14 protein-coding genes are annotated in these 17631 nt (G+C 70.3%); 8 read left to right on the top strand and 6 right to left on the bottom strand.

The window, feature by feature from the left end:
• Position 1 precedes the first annotated feature (1 nt).
• On the bottom strand, positions 2–1159 hold the full coding sequence (locus DBV35_RS21570; RefSeq protein WP_245944023.1) for an acyl-CoA dehydrogenase family protein: 1158 nt from the start codon (positions 1157–1159) through the stop codon (positions 2–4).
• Positions 1160–1296: 137 nt separating this feature from the next.
• Here DBV35_RS21570 and DBV35_RS21565 point away from each other — a divergent pair, with 137 nt between their 5' ends.
• The 4 genes from DBV35_RS21565 to DBV35_RS21550 are packed head-to-tail and all read left to right on the top strand — an operon-like array spanning position 1297 to position 5439.
• Positions 1297–2838 carry an acyl CoA:acetate/3-ketoacid CoA transferase gene (locus DBV35_RS21565; RefSeq protein WP_108662433.1) on the top strand — a complete coding sequence of 514 codons (1542 nt, stop codon included), beginning with the start codon at positions 1297–1299 and terminating at the stop codon, positions 2836–2838.
• The gene (locus tag DBV35_RS21560; RefSeq protein WP_108662432.1) at positions 2835–3590 is read left to right on the top strand and encodes an enoyl-CoA hydratase/isomerase family protein; all 756 of its coding nucleotides are present in this window, start codon (positions 2835–2837) and stop codon (positions 3588–3590) included. Before DBV35_RS21565 ends, DBV35_RS21560 begins: the two co-directional genes overlap by 4 nt.
• On the top strand, positions 3587–4417 hold the full coding sequence (locus tag DBV35_RS21555) for a shikimate dehydrogenase family protein (RefSeq protein WP_108662431.1): 831 nt from the start codon (positions 3587–3589) through the stop codon (positions 4415–4417). The genes DBV35_RS21560 and DBV35_RS21555 overlap by 4 nt, the downstream gene beginning before the upstream one ends.
• Positions 4414–5439: a Gfo/Idh/MocA family protein gene (locus tag DBV35_RS21550; RefSeq protein WP_108662430.1), complete on the top strand. Its 1026-nt coding sequence runs from the start codon at positions 4414–4416 to the stop codon at positions 5437–5439. The genes DBV35_RS21555 and DBV35_RS21550 overlap by 4 nt, the downstream gene beginning before the upstream one ends.
• A 13-nt stretch (positions 5440–5452) precedes the next feature.
• Here the strand turns inward: DBV35_RS21550 and DBV35_RS21545 are convergent, their stop codons facing one another.
• Genes DBV35_RS21545 through DBV35_RS21530 form a run of 4 tightly spaced genes read right to left on the bottom strand, consistent with a single transcriptional unit; the run spans position 5453 to position 10636 of the window.
• Complete coding sequence (locus DBV35_RS21545) at positions 5453–5986, bottom strand: sarcosine oxidase subunit gamma (protein ID WP_211100020.1); 534 nt, start codon at positions 5984–5986, stop codon at positions 5453–5455.
• Between the two features lie 8 nt (positions 5987–5994).
• Positions 5995–9054: a sarcosine oxidase subunit alpha family protein gene (locus DBV35_RS21540; protein ID WP_108662429.1), complete on the bottom strand. Its 3060-nt coding sequence runs from the start codon at positions 9052–9054 to the stop codon at positions 5995–5997.
• A complete protein-coding gene (locus DBV35_RS21535; RefSeq protein WP_108662428.1) occupies positions 9051–9359 on the bottom strand; it encodes a sarcosine oxidase subunit delta in 309 nt (102 codons plus the stop codon). Before DBV35_RS21535 ends, DBV35_RS21540 begins: the two co-directional genes overlap by 4 nt.
• A gap of 23 nt (positions 9360–9382) precedes the next feature.
• Positions 9383–10636 carry a sarcosine oxidase subunit beta family protein gene (locus DBV35_RS21530; RefSeq protein WP_108662427.1) on the bottom strand — a complete coding sequence of 418 codons (1254 nt, stop codon included), beginning with the start codon at positions 10634–10636 and terminating at the stop codon, positions 9383–9385.
• Between the two features lie 121 nt (positions 10637–10757).
• On the opposite strand from DBV35_RS21530, the gene DBV35_RS21525 reads away from it, so the two are divergent.
• Positions 10758–11762, top strand: coding sequence for a GlxA family transcriptional regulator (locus DBV35_RS21525; protein WP_108662426.1), 1005 nt, complete (start codon positions 10758–10760; stop codon positions 11760–11762).
• On the opposite strand, the gene DBV35_RS21520 is transcribed toward DBV35_RS21525, so the two are convergent.
• The gene (locus DBV35_RS21520; RefSeq protein WP_108662425.1) at positions 11751–12662 is read right to left on the bottom strand and encodes a LysR substrate-binding domain-containing protein; all 912 of its coding nucleotides are present in this window, start codon (positions 12660–12662) and stop codon (positions 11751–11753) included. The two genes, DBV35_RS21525 and DBV35_RS21520, sit on opposite strands and share 12 nt — an antisense overlap.
• 422 nt (positions 12663–13084) lie before the next feature.
• On the opposite strand from DBV35_RS21520, the gene DBV35_RS21515 reads away from it, so the two are divergent.
• From DBV35_RS21515 to DBV35_RS21505, 3 genes are all read left to right on the top strand, one after another.
• Positions 13085–14368 carry an aromatic ring-hydroxylating oxygenase subunit alpha gene (locus DBV35_RS21515; protein WP_108662791.1) on the top strand — a complete coding sequence of 428 codons (1284 nt, stop codon included), beginning with the start codon at positions 13085–13087 and terminating at the stop codon, positions 14366–14368.
• 7 nt (positions 14369–14375) lie between these two features.
• Positions 14376–15428, top strand: coding sequence for a flavin reductase family protein (locus DBV35_RS21510; protein ID WP_108662424.1), 1053 nt, complete (start codon positions 14376–14378; stop codon positions 15426–15428).
• Between the two features lie 86 nt (positions 15429–15514).
• Positions 15515–17557, top strand: a complete 2043-nt coding sequence (locus DBV35_RS21505) for an NADH:flavin oxidoreductase (protein ID WP_108662790.1) — start codon at positions 15515–15517, stop codon at positions 17555–17557.
• Positions 17558–17631 lie beyond the last annotated feature (74 nt).

The following is a 17631-nucleotide window of genomic DNA, read 5'->3' as shown; positions in this document are numbered from 1 at the left end:
CTCAGCGCTCCGCCAGCACGTTGCGCGCGATGATCATGCGCTGGATCTGGTTCGTCCCCTCATAGATCTGGGTGATCTTCGCATCGCGATAGAGGCGCTCCACCGGGGTGCCGCGGATGTAGCCGATCCCGCCATGGATCTGCACCGCGTTCTGGGTGTGGAGGACCGCCGCGTCCGAGGCGAAGCATTTCGCCATCGAGCACTCGGCCGTCGCCCGCTCGCCGCGGTCCATGCGCGCGGCCGCGTCCCGCACCATCAGCCGCGCGGCGTGCGCGTCCTTCGCCATGTCGGCGATCATCCATTGCACCGCCTGGAAGGCGGAGATCGGCTCGCCGAACTGGCGGCGCGTCTTGGCGTAGTCGACGCTCTCCTCGAGCGCCGCGGCGAGGATCCCGACCGCGAGGGAGCCGATCCCGATCCGGCCCTTGTCGAGGACGCTCATCATCATGTGGAAGCCGCGCCCCGCCTCGCCGAGCATCGCGTCCTCGCCGAGCATGATGCCGTCGAAGGTGAGGCCGCCGACCTGGCTCGCCCGCTGCCCCATCTTGTGTTCCTTCGGGCCGGCCGAATACCCCGCCATGTCAGCGTCGACCAGGAAGATGCTCATCCCGCGATGCCCGGCGGACGGATCGGTCCGCGCGAGCACCACGGCGAAATCCGCGACCGGGGCGTTGTGGATCCAGAGCTTCCCGCCATCGAGGCGCCAGCCGCCCGGAACGCGCGTCGCGGTCGTGCGCACGCCGGAGACGTCCGACCCCGCCTCCGACTCGGTGATCGCGTAGGCGCAGCGCCGCTCGAAGGCGAGGAGCGGGGTGAGATAGCGCTCCTGCTGCGCGGGCGTACCGTGCTTGGCGAGGAGCGTCGAGACGAGCTCCACGAGGCCGCACTGGTCGGCGACCGACGCGCTGCCGCGCGCGAGCTCCTCCATCACCAGCGCGTAGGTCATGCAGTCCGCGCCCGCGCCGCCGAGCTCCTCCGGCACGGTGATGCCGAAGAGGCCGAGCCGCGCCATCTCCGCGTAGAGGTCGGCCGGGAAGGCCTCCTCCTCGTCGAGAACGGCCGCGCGGGGGCGCACGACGTCCTGCGCGAACCCACGCACCATGCGCTCGATGATCGCGGACCGGGCGTCCTCGTCCGCGTCGTCCATCGCAGTCTCCATCGGCATTCTCCCCAAATCGTTTTTTGTCGCGGTGTCGATGGCGCCGCTTGCGCGCCCCGCGAGGCTGCACCATACTCACACTCAATTAGATCGATCTAGTACAAACGATCGACAAGACGAAGTCTGGGAGGACTCCCATGGGCAAGCCCGTCATGACGGCCGAGGCCGTCGCCGCTGCGATTCCGGATGGGGCGACCATCATGGTCACCGGTTCGGGCGGCGGGATGCTGGAAGCCGACGCCATTTTCGCCGCGATGGAGCGGCGTTTCCTCGAGACGGGTTCGCCACGCGATCTCACCCTCATCCACGCGCTCGGCTTCGGCGACCGCGCCCAACGGGGCACGAACCGCTTCAGCCACGAAGGCATGGTCCGCCGCGTCATCGGCGGCCACTGGACGTGGTCGCGGCCGATGCAGCTTCTCGCCGCGAACGACAAGATCGAGGCCTATTCGCTGCCGAGCGGGGTGATCAGCCTCCTGATGCGCGAGATTGGGGCCGGGCGGCCGGGGCTCATCACGAAGACCGGCCTCGGCACCTTCGTCGACCCGCTCCACGGCGGCGGCAAGGTGAACAAGGCCGCGAAGGAAGACCTCATCGAGCGGATCGTCATCGATGGCGAGACGTACCTGCGCTACAAGCCGATGAAGATCGACGTCGCCATCATGAAGGCGACCTCCGCCGACGCCTCCGGCAGCCTGACCACGCGCGAGGAGCCGGCCGACCTCGACATCTACAATGTCGCCCTCGCCGCCCATAATAGCGGCGGCACGGTCTACGCCCAGGTGCGCGAGGTGCTCCCCACCGGGACGCTGCGCCCGCGCGAGGTGACGGTGCCCGCCATCCTGGTGGACGCGCTCATCATCGAGCCGGAGCAGCAGCAGACCTATCTCGGCGGCTATCGCGACGATCTCGCGGGGCTCGCCCGCAGCGACATCGTGCCGGAGAAGATCGACGCGCGCGGCGGGCCGAAGCGCGTCATCGCGCTGCGCGCCTCCGAGGAGCTGACCTCCGGCGCCTGCCTCAATTTCGGCTTCGGCGCCTCGGCGGGCGTCGCCGAGATCATCTCCGAGCGCGGCGCCTATGGCGACTATTGGACGACGATCGAGCAGGGCATCCACGGCGGCGCCATGCTGACCGGCGACCTTTTCGGCATGGCCGTCAACGCCAACGCCATCATGAACGCCAGCGAGCAGTTCGACTTCTACCATGGCGGCGGGCTCGACGCGGCCTTCCTCGGCATGGCCGAGGTGGACCGGCTCGGCAACGTCAATGTCAGCCACATGGGCGGCTTCATCGTCGGCCCCGGCGGCTTCATCGACATCACCCACAACGCCAAGAAGGTCGTCTTCTGCGGCACGTTCGACACCAAGGGCTCGAAGATCGAGATCCTCGATGGCGGCATCCGCATCGTCCAGAACGGCGCCATCAAGAAGTTCGTCGACACGGTCGGCGCGATCACCTTCTCGGGCGAGGAGGCAGTGCGCCGCGGCCAGGAGGTCGTGTACGTCACCGAGCGCGCGGTCTTCCGCCTGACGCCGAACGGGCTCGCCCTCGTCGAGATCGCGGAGGGGGTCGACATCGAGGCCGACATCCTCGCCCGCATGGACTTCCGCCCGATCGTGGACAATCCGCGCCGGATGCCCGCCGCGCACTTCAAGTCCGAGACCGTCGCGGCATGAGCTATGTCGAGATCGACACCGACGGCGGTGTCACCCACATCCGCATGATCGGCGAGCCCGATCGCGGCAATCCCCTCTCCGAGGAGCTGACCGCCGCGCTCCTCTCGGCCATGGACGCGGCCGAGGCGGACGACGACGTGAAGGCGATGGTGCTGTCCGGCACCGAGCGCTTCTTCTCGGTCGGGGCGGACCTGCGCGACATCGACACGCGCGAGGGCATCGAGGCCGTGCTCGGCAACTGGCTCGAGGGCCACGACCGGCTGACGCGGCGCGCCAAGCCCGTCATCGCGGCGGTGCGCGGGCACGCGGTCGGCGGTGGCTTCGAGCTCGCGCTCGGCTGCGACCTGATCGTCGCCGCGGAGGACGCCCGCTTCTCCCTGCCCGAGACCGGGATCGGCGTGATCCCCGGCCAGCAGGGCACGCAGCGCATCATCACGCTTGCCGGCCGCGCGGTTGCGGCGGACCTCGCCCTCACCGGCCGCGTCCTCTCCGGCGTCGAGGCGCGCGATCTCGGCATCGCCGCCCGCGCCGTGCCGGCCGAAGCGGTGGTGCCGACCGCGCTCGAGATGGCCGCCACGATCGCGCAGAAGAGCGCGCCCTCGATCCGCTTCGCCCGCGAGATCCTGTGGAGCGCGGCCGAGGGCCACCTCGCCCAGACCTTCCGGACCGAGCGTCTCCTCGCCTCCTTCATCCTCGACACCGACGAGAAGAAGGCCCGCGTCGGCGCCTTCCTCGCCAAGCGTCGAAAATGAGCGGGACGCCCGACCCGAACGCCGGCCTCCCCCTCCCCCTCACCGGCACGACACGGGTCTACGCGATCATCGGCGACCCGATCGCGCAGGTGGGCTCGCCGCGCGTCTTCAACGCCCTCTTCCGCGAGAAGGGGATCGCGGCCGTGCTCATCCCGCTGCACGTGAAGCCGGCCGGCCTCTCCGCCTTCCTCTCGGCCGCGCGCGGGCTGGAGAATGTCGACGGAATCATAGTCACGATCCCGCACAAGATGGACGTCGTGCCCCTCATCGACGTGGTCGGGGATGCAGGCCGCCGGATCGGCGCGGTGAACGCGATCCGCCGCCTCCCGGACGGCACCCTCCACGGGGACAATTTCGACGGGGCGGGCTGCGTCATCGGCCTCGAGCGGGAGGGCCACGCGATCGCCGGGCGCTCCGCGATGATCCTCGGCGCCGGCGGGGCGGGGGCCGCGATCGCGCACGCCTTCGCCGATGCGGGGGTCGGCCCGATCACGCTCCACGACGTCTCGGCGCCCCGCGCCGCGGCGCTCGCCGAAACGCTCCGCCCCGTCCATCTGGACACGCGGATCGCCGACACGCCGCCCGACCCGGCCGCGTTCGACATCGTCGTCAACGCGACCCCGATCGGCTCGGCGCCGGGCGATCCCTACCCGCTGCCGCCCGACCGCCTCCGGCCCGGCACGCTCGTCGTCGACGTGCTCCTGAAGCCGGCGGTCTCGCCGCTGCTCGAGGCGGCCGCCGCCAGAGGTTGCGCCACGCAGCCCGGATATCGCATGCTCGAAGGCCAAGCCGAGGCCATCGCCCGCTATTTTGGAGTGATCGAATGACGCGCCATCGCATGGCCGTTGTGGGGACGGGCATGGCCTTCGCCCCGCACGCCGAAGCCCTCACCGATCTCGCCGACCGGGTCGAGATCGTCGGCGCCTACAACCGCTCCGAGGCGCGGCGCGCCGAGGCCGCGAAGCGCGGCTTCACCCCGAGCGACGATCTCGACGCCCTCGTCGCGGATCCGACGATCGAGGCCGCGATCGTCCTCACCCCGCCGGCCGCCCATGTCGACATCGCCTCCGCCTTCCTGAAGGCGGGCAAGCACGTCCTCCTCGAAAAGCCGCTCGCGATGACGACGGAGGGCGCGCGCACGCTCGTCTCCCTCGCGGCGGAGCGCGACCTGCGGCTCGGCATCGTCTTCCAGCACCGCTACCGGCCCGCGAGCATCGCGCTCGCCGACCTCGTCGCGAGCGGCAAGCTCGGCACTGTGTCGGCCGCGACCTGCACCATCCCCTGGTGGCGTCCCCAATCCTATTATGACGAGCCGGGGCGCGGGACGATGGCGCGCGATGGCGGCGGCGTCCTCATCACCCAGGCGATCCACACGCTCGACGTCTTCCGCGCCGCGGTCGGCGGCATCGCGTCCGTGTCCGCCGTCAGCGCGACAACGGCCATCCACACGATGGAGTGCGAGGATTTCGTCGGCGCGGCGCTGCGTCTTTCGAATGGCGGCGTCGGCACGCTGACCGCCACCACCGCCTGCTATCCGGGCCACGCCGAGACAATCACGGTGATGGGCGCGCGCGGCATCGCCCATCTGAGCGGGGCGCTCTTGACGGTCGACTGGATCGATGGGCGTCAGGAGACCTTCGGCGAGACCGCGGCGACGGGCGGCGGCGCCGACCCGATGGCCTTCTCCTCGGAGGCGCACCGCGCCGTCCACGCCGCCTTCCTGGACGCGATCGAGGCCGGGCGCGCCCCGCCGGTCGACGGCACCGACGGGCTGCGCACGCAGCTCTTCATCGACGCCCTTCTCGCCTCCGCGTCCTCGGGCGCCTGGGTCGACGTTCCCGACCGCTGACCCGCGGCCGCGCCTACACCCCGAGGGCGAGTTCGTGATTGCCCTCGGCGAGCAGCGTCCACAGGTGCGGCACGAACGAGCGCCAGACGTCGAGGCGGAAGAGATCGGCCGAATCGCGCCGCAGGATCACGCTGACCCCGGAAAAGACCGTGCGCACGCCATGGCCCGAGGCGAAGGCGTCGAGATCGATCGCGATGCCCATCGCGAGGAGATCGGCCGCGCCGGGCCCCGCGAGGGTGATCGTCATCTCCCGATCGCTGATGTCGACGAGGCTGTGCGGCACCGTCGCGGCGAGCGCGGCGAAGGCGGCAACGATGTCGCCCCGCGCCGCTTCATCGGCCCAGAGCACCCATTCGTCGGGTCCGACGCAGAGCCCCTCGCGGTCCGCGCCGCGCACCGCGTCGCCGATCCCCGCCGGCAGGGCGAGGCCGAACGCGCCCGCCGCCGCCTCGCGGTCGGCCTGGGCGACGCGCAGGCTGAACCGAGCGCCGGTGTCGGAGAGGGTGAGGGCCACCGGACCGGCGGCGTCTGCCAGGGAATCCATCATGGCGGGCCTCACATGTTGAGCCGCGCGCCGTCCGGATCATAGAAGATCGGCGCGGTCAGGCGGACGCTGAGTGTGCGGTCGGGCATCGGGATATAGAGCGTGTCGCCGATCCGCTCCCGCCCGCCGGCGACGAGGGCGAGCGCCATCGAGCGGCCGAGCGTCTCGCTCCAATAGGACGAGGTGACGTGGCCGATCATCGGCACCGGCGGCGCGGCGTCCGCCTCCACGAGCTGCGCGCCCTCTTCGAGCACGATCGAGGGATCCTCGGTGAGGACGCCGACGAGCTGCTTGCGGTCCGGCGACAGCATGTCCGGCCGGGCGAGAGAGCGCTTGCCGACGAAATCGGCCTTCGTCTTGCCGATCGCCCAGGAGAGGCCGGCATCGTCCGGCGTCACCGTGCCGTCGGTCTCCTGGCCGACGATGATGTAGCCCTTCTCGGCGCGCAGGACGTGCATCGTCTCGGTGCCGTAGGGCGTGATGTCGAAGCGCCGGCCCGCCGCCCAGACCGCCTCCCAGACGCCAAGCGCCGCGCGCGCCGGGACGTTGATCTCGAACCCCACTTCGCCGGTGAAGCTCATCCGGCAAAGGCGCGTCGGCACCCCGGCGACGCGGCACTCCACCACCGACATGTGCGGGAACGCCTCGGCCGAGATGTCCGCCTCTTTCACGAGGGGCGCGAGCACCGCGCGCGCGTCGGGCCCGTTCAGCGCGATCGTCGCCCATTCCTCCGTCGTCGAGGTGAGCCAGACCTTGAGGTCCGGCCACTCGGTCTGGAGATAGTCCTCCATCATGGCGAGGACGCGCGGCGCGCCGCCGGTGGTGGTCGTGACGTGGAAGCGGTCCTCGGCGAGGCGCGCGATCACGCCGTCGTCGCGGATGAAGCCGTCCTCCCCGAGAAGCACGCCATAGCGGCAGCGGCCGGGGGCGAGCTTCAGGAAGGGGTTGGTGTACATGCGGTGGATGAACTCGGCCGCGTCCGGGCCGACCACCTCGATCTTGCCGAGCGTCGAGGCGTCGAAGAGGCCGACGCTTTCGCGCGTCGCGCGGCACTCGCGGGCCACCGCCTCGCGCATGGTCTCGCCTTCGCGCGGGAAATAGCGCGCGCGGCGCCACAGCGAGACGGGCTCGAAGATCGCGCCCCGCGCCTCGGCCCATCCGTCGATCGGCGTCTTGCGCGTGACCTCGAAGGTCGCCCCGGCATGGTGGTTCGCGAAGGTGCCGAAGGTCGTCGGCGTGTAGGGCGGGCGGAAGGTGGTGAGGCCGACCGCGGGCGCGGCCTTGCCGAGCGCGTCGGCGGCGAGGAGCAGGGCGTTGATGTTGCTGGTCTTGCCCTGGTCGGTCGCCATCCCGGTCGTCGTGTAGCGCTTCACATGCTCGATCGAGCGCATGCCCTCGCGTACCGCGAGGCGGATGTCCTTCGCGGTGACGTCGTTCTGGTGGTCGATGAAGGCCTTGCCGCCCTTCTTCGCGGCCGGCAGCACGATGACGCTCTCGCCCGTCTCCGCGCGCTCGCCGGGCACGGCGGCGACGACCGCCTTTGCGAAGAAGCCGGCCGACGCCGCGGCCGCGGCCCCGGCGCGCGAGCCGTCCGCGAGCGCCGTCGCGACGCCCCATTGGCCGGCGCACGCCCCCGCGCTCGCGCAGGCCTCGGGCGAGGTCGCGGGCAGGAAGGTCGAGAGCCCGTCATCCCAGGCGAGCGAGCCCTTGGTGTGGGAGTGAAGGTGCAGCGTCGGCGTCCATCCGCCCGACATCAGCAGCGTGTCGCATTCGACGCGCCGCTTCGCCCCGACGGCCCCGTTCGCGACCAGCGCGACCTCGACCGCCGAGACCCGCAGCCGCCCCTTGGTCCCGAGCACGGTGTGGCCGGGCGCGACCTCGATCCCCCGGCGCGCCGCCTCGGCGGTGAGGGCGGGGTCGATCGCGGTCCGCACGTCGAAGATGCCGGCGATGTGCGCGCCCGCGTCGGCGAGTGCGAAGGCGGCGGCGTAGGCGCTGTCGTGTGTCGCGACCACCGCCGGCGCGTGGCCGACGAGGACGCCATAGCGGTGCAGCATCGTCGCCGCGGCGCTCGCGAGCATCACGCCCGGACGGTCGTTCCCGGCGAAGACGAGCGGCTTCTCGATCGCGCCCTGGGCGAGCACGACCTCCTTCGCTCGCACGCGCCACAGCCGCTCGCGCGGCGCCCCTGCGGGCGGCTCTGCGAGATGGTCGGTCAGCCGCTCGGCGAGGGCGACCATGTTCTGGTGGAAGTAGCCGATCGCCGTCGTGCGCGGCAGGAGGCGCACGTTCGGCATCGCGGCGAGCTCGCCGAGCGTCTCGGCAAGGAAGGCCCATCCGCCGCGCCCGTCGATCTCGATGTCCGGGGCGGAGAGGAGGTGGCCGCCCATCTCGGCATGCTCGTCGGCGAGGATCACCCGTGCGCCGCTGCGCCCGGCCGCGAGCGCGGCGGCGAGGCCCGCCGGGCCAGCCCCCACGACCAGCACGTCGGCATGGGCGTAGCGCGCGGTGTAGAGGTCCGGATCGTCCGCCTCGGGCGCGCGGCCGAGCCCCGCCGCGGCGCGGATCGCGGGCTCGTAGAGGCGGTGCCAGAAGCCGGCCGGCCACTTGAAGGTCTTGTAGTAGAAGCCCGCCGACAGGACGCCCGGCACGCGATCGTTGATCGCGCCGACATCGAAGCGCAGCGACGGCCAGCTATTCTGGCTCTCGACGACGAGCCCGTCGAAGAGCTCCTGCATCGTGGCGCGGGTGTTCGGCTCGAACCGGCCGGGTCCGCGCGTCACCCCGACGAGCGCGTTCGGCTCCTCCGACCCCGCCGCGAGGATGCCCCGCGGGCGGTGATATTTGAACGAGCGCCCCATGAGGTGGACGCCGTTCGCAAGGAGGGCCGAGGCGATGGTGTCGCCCTGAAGGCCGCTATAGGGCTTGCCGTCGAAGGTGAAGCCCACGCGCTTGCGCTGGTCGATCCGCCCGCGCCCCTTGGCGCGGAAGGCGCCGGCGACGGGGTCGGCCGCGCGCACCTCGAACGGCACGGCCACGGCGCCGGTACCGGTGTCGGTCGCCCCGCTCATCGCGCCGCCTCCTTCGCGAGCAGCGCCGCGAGGTCTGGACGCGGCTCGCCGGCCTTGTAGGTGGTGAGGAAGCGGTCGCTCACCGTGTCGCGCACGGCGTTGAAGAAGCGGGCGCAGCCGTGGATGTGCCGCCACCGCTCGAAGTGCGGTCCGCGCGCGTTGGTGCGGATATAGAGATAGTCGCGCCACGCCTCGTCGGACATCGCGGACGGGTCGGCGGGCCGCGCGATGTGCGCCTCGCCCGCATAGACGAACTCGATCTCGGGCAGCGTCTTGTCGCAATAGGGGCAGTGGATCAGGAGCATGGTGGCCTCCTTGCGTCCGGGCGCTAGTGCGCGACGGCGGCGGCCGCCGCCTCGTCGATCAGCCGGCCGGTGGTGAACCGCTCCAGCGTGAAGGGCGCGTTGATCGGGTGCGGCTCGTCCTTGGCGACGGTCCAGGCGAGGGTGTGCGCCGCGCCCGGCGTCGCCTTGAAGCCGCCCGTCCCCCAGCCGCAATTGACGTAGAGCCCCTTCACCGGCGTCTTGCCGAGGATCGCCGAGCGGTCCGGCGTCACGTCGACGATTCCGCCCCACATGCGCAGCATCCGCATCCGGCGGAACATCGGGAACATCTCGCAGATGGCGGCGAGGGTGTGCTCGATCACCGGCAGTCCGCCGCGCTGGGAGTAGCTCGTATACTGGTCGGTGCCCGCCCCGATCACGAGCTCGCCCTTGTCGGACTGGCTGATATAGGCGTGGACCGAGTTCGACATGACGACGCACGGGAAGCACGGCTTCACAGGCTCCGACACGAGCGCCTGGAGCGGATAGCTCTCGAGCGGGAGGCGGACGTCGGCCGTCCCCATCACCACCGAGGTGTGGCCGGCGGCGGAGACGGCGACCTTCTTCGCCTTGATGAAGCCCTTATCCGTCTCGACGCCGATGACGGCCCCGTCCGGCCCGCGGCGGATGGCCGTCACCGCGCAATTCTGGATGATGTCGACCCCGCGCGCCGAGGCCCCGCGCGCATAGCCCCAGGCGACCGCGTCGTGGCGGGCGGTGCCGGCGCGGCGCTGCAGCGCGCCGCCCACGACCGGGTAGCGCTTGCGCGGCGAGATATCGACCGGCGGGCAATAGGCCTTCACCTCCGCCGCGGTCAGCCACGCATTGTCGACGCCGTTCAGGCGGTTCGAGTGGATGTGCCGGCGGAAGCTCTGCACGTCGTGCTCGGTGTGGGCGAGCATCAGGACGCCGCGCCGCGAGTACATGACGTTGTAATTGAGGTCCTGGCTCAGCCCCTCCCAGAGATCGACGGCGTGGTCATATAGCCGCGCACTCTCGTCATAGAGGTAGTTCGAGCGGATGATGGTGGTGTTGCGCCCGGTGTTGCCGCCACCCAGCCACCCCTTGTCGATCACGGCCACGTTGGTGATGCCGTGCTCCTTGGCGAGATAGTAGGCCGCGCCGAGCCCATGACCGCCGGCGCCGACGATCACGACATCATATTCGCTCTTGGGGCTGGCCTCGGGCCACTGCGCGCGCCAGTTCTCATTTGCGGAGAAGGCGTTTGAAAGGAGCGAGAAGATGGAAAAATGCGTCACGGCGGACCTCCACTCGAACGCTTCACGCCAATGTCGCGCTCCTCGTCCTCTAACGTTGGAAGAATCGCGTCGCAACCACATGAAATTTGCGACATAGTCCGACCTCGGCCGGAGTTTCTCCATGGTGGGTTCCGATCCGAAACCGCGCCTGTCGATCGGCTTCATCCTCGCCGATCGCTTCACCCTGTCGGCCTTCGCCAACTTCGTTGACGTCCTGCGCCTCGCGGCGGACGAGGGCGACCGCTCGCGCCCGATCTTCTGCCGCTGGCACGTCCTCTCGGCAACGATGAACCCCGTGCGGTCGAGCTGCGGGCTCAGCGTCCAGCCGGACGCGCGGCTCGGCGACCCGTCGCGGTTCGACTATATCGTCGTCGTCGGCGGCCTCATCGGCGCGGTCGAGCCCGTGGGGCGCGAGGTGGTCGCCTTCCTCCAGGCGGCGGCCGCGGCGGACGTGCCGCTCGTCGGCATCTGCACCGGCGCCTTCATCCTCCACCATGCGGGGCTGATGAACGGCTATCGCTGCTGCGTCTCCTGGTTCCACCGCGAGGATTTCCTGGAGGAGTTCGAGGGGCTGGAGCCCGTCGCCGACCAGATCTTCGTCGTCGACCGCGACCGCCTCACCTGCTCTGGCGGCGTCAGCTCGGCCCATCTCGCGGCCTATCTCGTCGAGAAGCATGTCGGCCGCGTGGCGGCGAAGAAGAGCCTCAACATCATGATCATCGAGGAGGCGCTGGCGCCGGACAGGCCGCAGCCGGTGCCGCTCGACCTCACGACGCGCGACGAGCTGGTGCGCCGCGCCCTCGTCGTCATGCGCGAGACGATCGAGGCGCCGCTCACCGTGACGCGGCTCGCCCAGCGCCTCAACGTCAACCGCCGCACCCTGGAGCGCCGCTTCGCCGACGCGCTGAAGCTCTCCCCGCACGAGGCGGCGCGCGCCATCCGCCTCGCCAAGGTCAAGCAGCTCCTCCAGGATCCGGGCGAGAGCATCACCCGCATCGCTGCCGAGACGGGGTTCTGCGACGTCTCCCACCTCGTGCGCACCTTCCGCGCGGCCGAGGGGATGACCCCGCAGGCCTGGCGCCGCACCCACCGCCAGGGCGCGCCCGAGACGCGCTCAGCCGTCTGAGGCGAAGCAGCTCTCGATCCAGGCGACGAAGGCCTGCACGGCCGGCTCGCCGGTGCTGTTGTCGGGCACGACGACATGGTGCCCGTCGCCCGGATCGACTTTCACGTCGCCGAGCGGCACGAGGCGTCCGTCCGCGAGCGGGCGCTCCAGCAGGCGGTGCCAGCCGAGCGTCACCCCTTCGCCGTTGATCGCGGCGTAGACAGCGTCGCTATAGTGGTTGAAGCGCAGGCCGCTGCGGCGCGAGGGGCGCTTCAGCGAGGCCATCGCGAACCATTGGGGCCAGGTGAGCCAGGTCGGCTCGGCCGGGTCGATCTCGATCAGCGGCAATTCGCACAGGCGCGAGATGTCGAAGTCGGGCGGCAGGCTCGCCGCGAATTCCGGGCTGCACACCGGATAGGCCGTCTCCGGATGCGAGGCGAGGACAGTCCCGTCGCGGAAGGGCGGCTTGCCGAAGCGCAGGAGCACGTCGACCCCGCCATCGCGCAGGTCCACCGGCGCGTCCTGCGAGATCACCCGCAGCTCCAGCTCCGGATGCTCGGTGCGGAAGGAGGGCAGGCGCGGCAGGAGCCAGAAGTGGGAGAAGGCGAGCGTCGTCGACACGGTGAGCGCCTGGGCGGGCGTCGGGTTGCGGACGACCTCGATCGCGTCGGCGATCCGCTCGAAGGACTGGCCGACGGCCTCGGCGAGGACGCGCCCGGCGCGTGTCAGCTGCACCTTGCGGTGGGCGCGCACGAAGAGGGGCGTGTTGAGGTCGTCCTCCAGCGAGCGGATCTGGCGGCTGACCGCGGCCTGCGTCACGCCGAGCTCGTCCGCCGCCTTGGTGAAGCCGCCGAGCCGCGCCGCCGCTTCGAACACCGCTAGCGTCCCGAGCGAAGGCACGCTGCGCTTGAACGTCGCCATCCGCCCTGCACCTCCCTCCGCCGCCGTCTCGCCGGCGATACATAATCCTCTGTTATGCTGAACCCAACTTTCGCGTAGGGCAAGGCGGTGAAACGCGCCGAAACCCTCGCGGCCGAGCGCGGCGAAGGCCGGCCCTGGCAGGAAAGACTCGCGATCCGGCCCGAATATTTGATCGTTGCTTGGGCGCCTGCACACGCCGCAAGCAACGGCTTCGGCGGCAAATTGCCCAAGGCATAACCTCAATGCATCCGATGGAAGCGGGACTCTGCCTATGACGCGGGCGTATGCACCCCGATGCATGATCTGACATTATCCATTCCCGTCAGAATTTATGCTCTTGAGCGCAGGCTGGACTTCATTCAATTCTTCGGAGTATGCGCCGCGTGGCGCCCGTTGTGTCTCTGTTCGATGGCGGCCGGCTGATGCTCCACCAACTGCACGACCTCTCCGAGGACGGCGCGTCTCGCGCTGTCATCGCCTCCCTCATCGGCGCGCGGGAGCCTGGCCACATGCTGCCGGCCGGCCTCTACACCCGCGCCGACGTGTTCGAGGCCGACCTCGACATCATCTTCCATCAGCACTGGATGGCCGTCGCGGTCGAGGCGGATGTGCCCGAGGCGGGCGACGTCTACGCCGTCGATATCGGCCGCTCCTCGATCGTCATCGTGCGCGACGAGGAAGAGACCGTTCGCGCCTTCCACAATGTGTGCAGCCATCGCGGCTCGCGCCTCGTGCAAGCCGGGCGCTCCATCGTCGGCAAGCTCGTCTGCCCCTACCACCAGTGGGCCTACGAGCTGACGGGCGACCTCTTCAGCGCCCCCCACATGGGCCAGGACTTCAACAAGGGCCTGCACCACCTGAAGCCGGTGGCGCTGCGCAATGTCGGCGGCATCCTCTATGCGTGCCTCTCCGACACCCCGCCCGCCGACATCGACGAGCTCGACCGCGTGATGGCCCCCCGCCTCGCCGCCTACGACCTCGCCAACACCCGCATCGCCTACGAGACGGACATCGTCGAGAACGGCAACTGGAAGCTCGTGATCGAGAACAATCGCGAGTGCTACCATTGCGAGGCGAACCACCCCGAGCTCTGCGTCTCCTATTTCGCGACCGATTTCGGTTTCGACCCCGCCGACCTCTCCCCGTCCGAGAAGGCCGAGGCCGAGGCACTCGCGGACCGTTACGCCCGCCAGACCGCCGCCTGGGAAGAGGCGGGCCTGCCGTCGGCCGCCGTCGAGCACACGGTCGGCGTCGCGACCAACTTCCGCACCCAGCGCCTCATCATCGCCGGCGCCGGCGAGAGCCAGACGCCCGATGCGCGCGCCGCCTGCCAGATCCCGCTCGGCACTGTCGGCAAGGGCACGGGCGACACGCACCTTTGGGGCATCAACTCCTGGAACCACATGATGGGCGACCACGCGGTCGTCATCACGATGTTCCCGCTCGGACCGGACAAGACGCTCGTGCGCACCAAGTGGCTCGTCCACAAGGACGCGGTCGAGGGCGTCGACTACGACCTCGAGACCCTCACCTCCGTGTGGCTCGCCACCAACCAGCAGGACGCCGATCTCGTCGCCCTCGCCCAGCAGGGCGTGCAGAGCGCAGGCTTCCGCCCCGGCCCCTACTCGCGCTTCACCGAAAAGCAGCTCGACGACTTCATCACCTGGTACGTCGAGCGGATGAGCGCGCACGGCTACGGGCGCTGACGGTCCGATGAACCCTTTCGCGGCCCCCGCCCGCCGCGGCGCGTGGCGGCCCGACCGGTGGGGACGCCTCGTCTGCCGCGCCGCGTGGGACGAGACGCATGACGTGCGCTCCTTCCTGCTCCAGCCGGAGGACGGGTCGCGCATCACCCACGAGCCGGGCCAGTATCTCACCGTGCGCACCGAAGGCGCGGGCGTCGAGCGCAGCTACACCATCACCTCGTCCGCCGCGGGCGATCGCGCGATCATCATCACGGTGAAGCGCAAGCCCGGCGGCGTGATGTCGGGCCACCTCCACGACACGCTGCACCCCGGCGACGTGGTCGAGGGGTTCGGCCCCGCCGGCCGCTTCGGCCCCGCGACGGCGCCCGCCGAGTGCTATCTCCTCCTCTCGGCCGGCAGCGGCATCACGCCGATGATGGCGATCGTGCGCACGGCGGCCGATCTCGGCATCGACCTCGACGCCGTCTTCCTCCACGCCGCACGCACCGAGGAGGACCTCATCGGCGCGGCCGAGCTTGCCGCGCTCGCCCGCCGCCTGCCGCGCCTGCGCGTCCTCATGGTGCCGAGCCGCCCGGTGAACGGATGGGCCGGCGAGAAGGGCCGGCTCGATGCCGACGCCCTCGCCCGCCTCGTGCCCGACTGCGCCGACCGCACGGTCCTGTGCTGCGGGCCGGAGGGCTTCATGGCCGCGATGCGCGTCGCGACGGCCGCCCTCGGTGTCCCGTCGACGGGCTATTTCGAGGAATCGTTCGATTTCGGCGTGACGGAAGGCGAGATGGCGGGCGACTCCACCCTCCCCGCGCGCCGCATCACCTTCGCCCGCTCCGGCCGCAGCTTCGACTGCCCGCAGGGCACCACCATCCTCGCCGCCGCCAAGGCCGCCGGCATCGCGATGCCGTCCTCCTGCGCGCGCGGCGAGTGCGGCACCTGCAAGAGCCTCAAGGTGTCCGGCACGGTCACGATGAGCGCGACCACCGCCCTTCGCCAACGCGAGATCGATCGCGGTTTTATTCTACCCTGCTCGAGCCGCCCTGAAACGGACGTCGTGCTCGACCGCTAACACGCGAGGAATCGCCCGTGCAGCTCCGCAACGCCCCGCTCCGCGACGCGATCGAACGGCCCGCGGGCTCGACGTCGCAGACCATCCTGACCGGCCGCCAGGACCCGCTTCTCCAGCCCTACCAGTTCAAGCACCTGACGCTGAAGAACCGCCTGATCTCCACCGCGCACGAGCCGGCCTACACCGAGGGCGGCCTGACGAAGGACCGCTACCGCCTCTATCACGTGGAGAAGGCGAAGGGCGGCATCGGCCTCACCATGATCGGCGGCTCCACCGTCGTCGCGCCGGACAGCCCGCAATCCTTCGGCAACATCGAGCTGTTCCGCGACGAGTCCGTCTACTGGCTGAGCCGCCTCGCCGACGAGTGCCACGAACACGGCGCCGCGGTGATGATCCAGATCACCCATCTCGGCCGCCGCACCTACTGGTCGCGCGCCGAGTGGCTGCCCACCCTCGCCCCCTCCTCCATCCGCGAGTCGGCCCATCGCTGCTATCCGAAGGCGATGGAGGACTGGGACATCGACCGCGTGGTCGAGGCCTATGCGGACGGCGCGGAGAAGGTGAAGGCCGCCGGGCTCGACGGCATCGAGATCAACGCCTACGGCCACCTCGTCGACCAGTTCCTGTCGCCCGTCACCAACCACCGCGACGACGAGTATGGCGGCTCGCTCGACAACCGGATGCGCTTCGCCTGGCGCGTCTTCGACGCCGTGCGCGAGCGCGTCGGACCGGAGATGATCGTCGGCATCCGCCTCGTCTGCGACGAGGATCTCAAGAACGGCATCGACCGCGAGGAGGGGCTGGAGATCGCCCGCCGCTTCGCGACCTCCGGCAAGATCGACTTCGTCAACGTGATCCGCGGCCACATCGACAGCGAGGAAGGCCTCTCGCGGGTGATCCCCGGCATGGGCGCCCGCTCCGCCCCGCACCTCGACTTCGCCGGTGAGGTCCGCGCCGAGACGAGGATCACCACCATGCACGCCGCCCGCATCCAGGACGTCGCCACGGCGCGCCACGCGGTGGAGAGCGGCAAGCTCGATCTCGTCGGCATGACCCGCGCGCACATTGCCGATCCGCACATCGTGGCGAAGATCGTGGCGGGGACGGAAGAGACCATCCGGCCGTGCGTCGGCATGGGTTATTGTATCGATTCAATCTACAACGGCGAGGCCGCCTGCGTGCACAACGCGGCGACCGGGCGCGAAGCGTCCATGCCCCACATCATCGCGCGCAGCGAGGGGCCGTCGAAGCGCGTCGTCGTCGTCGGCGCGGGGCCCGCGGGGCTGGAGGCGGCGCGCGTCGCGGCCGAGCGCGGCCACCAGGTCGTCCTCTTCGAGGCGCAGGACGCGCCGGGCGGACAGGTCCGCCTCACCGCCTCGGTGAAGCGGCGGCGCGAGATCCTCGGCATCGTCGACTGGCGCGTTTCGACGTGCGAGCGCCTCGGCGTCGAGTTCCGCTACAACACCTATGCCGAGGCCGAGGACGTCCTCGCCGAGGAGCCGGACGTCGTTGTGATCGCGACCGGCGGCATGCCCGACGCCTCCTTCCTCGAGGCCGGCGACGGGCTCGCCACCTCGTCCTGGGACATCCTCTCGGGCGCGGTGAAGCCCGCGAAGTCCGTCATCCTCTTCGACGACAACGGCGCCCATCCGGGCCTCACCACGGCCGAATTCCTCGCCAAGGCCGGCGCGGAGGTGGAGATCATCACGCCCGAGCGGATCCTCGGGCCGGAGGTCGGCGGCACGTCCTTCCCGCCCTATTTCGCGATCTTTTCCGAGCACGACGTGAAGGTGACGCTGAACCTCAAGCTCGTCGCCCTCCACCGCGTCGGCAACCGCCTCTCCGCCCATTTCGAGGACGAGTACGGCAAGCGGACGATCGTGCGCGAGGCCGACCAGGTGGTGATCGAGAACGGCACCCAGCCGCTCGACGAGCTCTATTTCGCGCTGCGCGAGGCATCGCTCAATCGCGGCGAGATCGACCACCGCGCCCTCCTCGCAGGCCGTCCGCAGGAGGTGGTGCGCAACCCCGAGGGGCGCTACCGCCTGTGGCGCGTCGGCGACGCGGTGTCGAGCCGCAACATCCACGCCGCCGTCTACGATTCGCTGCGCCTCCTGAAGGATATCTGACGGCCGGCGCGAACCACGACCTCCGCGGACATCCGCGACACGCGGCAATTTACAATAGTCGTATTGTATGATGT

Source organism: Acuticoccus kandeliae (assembly GCF_003073115.1).
Note: the sequence above shows the minus strand (reverse complement) of the source record. Positions and strands in the feature narration are given on the sequence as shown.

Excerpts from the sequence above, each read along its gene's own strand:
- DBV35_RS21555 (WP_108662431.1), top strand. The coding sequence starts at position 3,587 with ATGAGCGGGACGCCCGACCCGAACGCCGGCCTCCCCCTCCCCCTCACC.
- DBV35_RS21535 (WP_108662428.1), bottom strand. The coding sequence starts at position 9,359 with ATGCTCCTGATCCACTGCCCCTATTGCGACAAGACGCTGCCCGAGATC.
- DBV35_RS21525 (WP_108662426.1), top strand. The coding sequence starts at position 10,758 with ATGGTGGGTTCCGATCCGAAACCGCGCCTGTCGATCGGCTTCATCCTC.
- DBV35_RS21540 (WP_108662429.1), bottom strand. The coding sequence starts at position 9,054 with ATGAGCGGGGCGACCGACACCGGTACCGGCGCCGTGGCCGTGCCGTTC.
- DBV35_RS21560 (WP_108662432.1), top strand. The coding sequence starts at position 2,835 with ATGAGCTATGTCGAGATCGACACCGACGGCGGTGTCACCCACATCCGC.
- DBV35_RS21545 (WP_211100020.1), bottom strand. The coding sequence starts at position 5,986 with ATGATGGATTCCCTGGCAGACGCCGCCGGTCCGGTGGCCCTCACCCTC.
- DBV35_RS21520 (WP_108662425.1), bottom strand. The coding sequence starts at position 12,662 with ATGGCGACGTTCAAGCGCAGCGTGCCTTCGCTCGGGACGCTAGCGGTG.
- DBV35_RS21570 (WP_245944023.1), bottom strand. The coding sequence starts at position 1,159 with ATGGAGACTGCGATGGACGACGCGGACGAGGACGCCCGGTCCGCGATC.
- DBV35_RS21515 (WP_108662791.1), top strand. The coding sequence starts at position 13,085 with ATGCTCCACCAACTGCACGACCTCTCCGAGGACGGCGCGTCTCGCGCT.
- DBV35_RS21510 (WP_108662424.1), top strand. The coding sequence starts at position 14,376 with ATGAACCCTTTCGCGGCCCCCGCCCGCCGCGGCGCGTGGCGGCCCGAC.
- DBV35_RS21565 (WP_108662433.1), top strand. The coding sequence starts at position 1,297 with ATGGGCAAGCCCGTCATGACGGCCGAGGCCGTCGCCGCTGCGATTCCG.
- DBV35_RS21550 (WP_108662430.1), top strand. The coding sequence starts at position 4,414 with ATGACGCGCCATCGCATGGCCGTTGTGGGGACGGGCATGGCCTTCGCC.